Raw genomic sequence first — 2636 nt, forward strand, 5'->3', positions numbered from 1 at the left:
GCCCGTCGGGACGCGCCCGCGTGACCCCGCAGCTGGCGCTGCTCGCCGCCGTCGCCCTGCTGGCCTCCCTCATCGAGGGCTCGGCCGTGCAGTGGAGCGCGCTGTACACCTCCGACGCCCTGGGCGCCGGAGCGGCCGCCGGCGCGGCGACCCTGGTCTGCTTCTCCCTGGCCATGACCGTGGGCCGTCTCGGCGGTGACCGTGCGGTCCAGCGGCTGGGGCGGGCCGGCGCCGTGCGCGCCTCGGCGGCGCTGGCCGCGGTCGGCCTGGCGCTGGCCCTCGTCGCCGGGACGCCGGCAGCGGCGTTCACCGGGTTCGCCCTGCTCGGGCTCGGGGCGGCCTGCGTGATCCCGACCGTGTTCGGCATCGCGGGCGACCAGCCCGGCACCGCGCCGGGGCAGGGGATCGCCGTCGTCGTCGTGGGGCAGTGGCCCGCTTTCCTCATCGGCCCGCCGCTGATCGGGGCGCTGGCCGGGGTGGTCGGCCTGCGCGGGGCCCTCTGGCTGCTCGTGGCGGCCGCGCTCGTGGTCGTCGTGCTGGCCGGACGCATCACGCCCCCGTCCGAGCCCTCCGAGGAGGAGGCCCGGACGGGGGCGTGAGCGGCGGCGCGCCCGGCGTCAGTACTGGAAGCGGCCGACCAGGGTCTGCAGCTCGCTCGACATGCGGGCCAGCTCGGCCACGGCCTCCTGCGACTGCGTGACGCCCTCGGTCGTGCCGCGCGCGGCAGCGGCCACGCCGGTGATGTTCGTGGCGATCTCCCCCACGCCGCCCGCGGCCTCGGAGACCGAGCGCGACATCTCGTTCGTCGTCGCGGTCTGCTCCTCCACGGCGCTGGCGATGGTGGTCTGGAAGTCGCTGATCCGGGCGATGATCTCGCTGATCCGGCCGATCGCCTCCACCGCGCCGGAGGTGTCGCCCTGGATCGCGTGCACCCGGCGGCCGATGTCCTCCGTCGCCCGTGCGGTCTCCTGCGCGAGCTCCTTGACCTCGTTGGCGACGACCGCGAAGCCCTTGCCGGCCTCCCCGGCCCGGGCCGCCTCGATGGTCGCGTTGAGCGCGAGCAGGTTCGTCTGCTCGGCGATCGAGGTGATGACCTTGACGACGTCGCCGATCTCCCGGCTGGACTCCCCCAGCGTGGTCACGGTCGCGGTGGTGGTCTCGGCGACCTGCACGGCCTCGGCGGCCACGCGCGCGGCGTCGTTGGCGTTCTGGGCGATCTCGCGGATCGAGGCGCCCATCTGCTCGCCGCCGGCCGCCGCGGTCTGCACGTTGCGGGCCACCTCGCCGGCGGCTGAGGAGACCACCCCGGCCTGGGCGGCGGACTCCTGGGCGGAGTCGGCGATCGAGGCGGAGGTCGCGGCCATCTGCTCCGCGGCGGCGGCCAGGGAGCCCGAGCTCTCTCCCACTCCGCGCAGGGTCTGGCGGATCGAGGCCACGGCCTCGCGCAGCGCGCCGGCCATCCGGCCCAGCTCGTCGTCGCTGTGCACGGCGGGCTCCTGGGTCAGGTCGCCCTCGCGCAGGGCGGCCAGCACGCGGCCGACCTCCTTGACGGGGCGGGTGATGCCGCGCGAGACCACGAGGCCGAGCGCGAGGGCCAGCAGGCCGCCGACCGCGGAGATCCCCAGGACGAAGAGGCGACCGCGCTCGTAGGCGTCCTGCGCCCCGGCCGCGGCGTCCGCAGCGGCCTCGGCGTTCGCCGTGGAGTTGGCGTCCAGCAGCGCGTCGAGGGCGTCCCAGGCCGGCAGGCTCTGCTCGGTGTAGACCGTGGAGCCGGTGACCACGTCGCCAGCCTGCCCGGTGGCGATGAGCGTCGCCTCGGCGGCCTTCCACTGCTCCCAGGCGTCGACGAGCGGCTGCATCCGCTCGCGCTCGGCTGGCGACACCGCGGCCTGGTGGCCGGCGAGCAGCTCGTCAACGGCCACCGCATCGGCGAGGTACGCGTCGCCCAGGCCCGCTTCCGGCGGGGCGGGGACCCAGGAGGCGATGGTGCCGGAGAAGCGCGCCTGCTCCAGCATGGTGCGCAGCTGCAGGGCCTGCTCCTGGACGTCGGAGACCGAGCGGATCTCCGACGCGGCGTCGCGCGCCTCGGCGAGCTGGGTCAGCGCGACGCCGGCCACGGCGCCGGTGGCGACCAGGCCGAGGACGACGGAGGCGGCCACGCGCTGGGCGACCGGTCGGTTGCTGAAGGCGCCTCGCAGGCGGGTGGTCCGAGCCATCTCGATCAGGTGCTCCTCGTCCGTGCCGGGGGCGCGTCGGCCGGTCGGCGGGCACCGCGAGCCGGTGCCATCCCCGACTGCATCGGCACGGGCCCACCGGCCTTGAGCCCCCGAGCACGGGAGGAGCGGCGACGACCCCGGTGGCTCAGCCGCGGTCGTCGCGCTCGCGCCGCACGGTGGCCCTGCGCCCGCGGATGATGCTGCCGCGCAGGGCCTCGACGACGTCGTCCGCGGAGCTCGCCGGCACCTCGACGAGGGAGAACCGCTCGCTGACCTGGATCGCGCCGATCTGCTTGCCGCTCAGGCTCGACTCGTTGGCGATCGCTCCCACGAGGTCCTGGGGGCGCACGCCGGTGGTCTTCCCGAGGCCGATCCACAGCCGGGTGGTCTCCCCCGGCAGGGAGCGCTTGCCCGACTTCC

Annotated in this window: 3 protein-coding genes; 1 reads left to right on the forward strand and 2 read right to left on the reverse strand. The window is 75.9% G+C overall.

The genetic code is table 11. The features are described from left to right. Positions 1-599, forward strand: a 599-nt coding sequence (locus tag AC5FZL_RS16355; protein ID WP_493619936.1) for an MFS transporter, incomplete at its 5' end; no start/stop codon positions are given. 18 nt (positions 600-617) lie between these two features. On the opposite strand, the gene AC5FZL_RS16360 is transcribed toward AC5FZL_RS16355, so the two are convergent. Beyond that, positions 618-2216, reverse strand: coding sequence for a methyl-accepting chemotaxis protein (locus AC5FZL_RS16360; protein WP_493619937.1), 1599 nt, complete (start codon positions 2214-2216; stop codon positions 618-620). A 145-nt stretch (positions 2217-2361) separates the two neighbouring features. Continuing rightward, positions 2362-2636, reverse strand: a 275-nt coding sequence (locus AC5FZL_RS16365) for a DbpA RNA binding domain-containing protein (RefSeq protein ID WP_493619938.1), incomplete at its 5' end; no start/stop codon positions are given.

Source organism: Quadrisphaera sp. DVD1 (assembly GCF_058932755.1).

What these genes read in the sequence shown, in the direction of transcription:
- AC5FZL_RS16360 (WP_493619937.1), bottom strand. Translation starts at nt 2,216, where the DNA reads ATGGCTCGGACCACCCGCCTGCGAGGCGCCTTCAGCAACCGACCGGTC.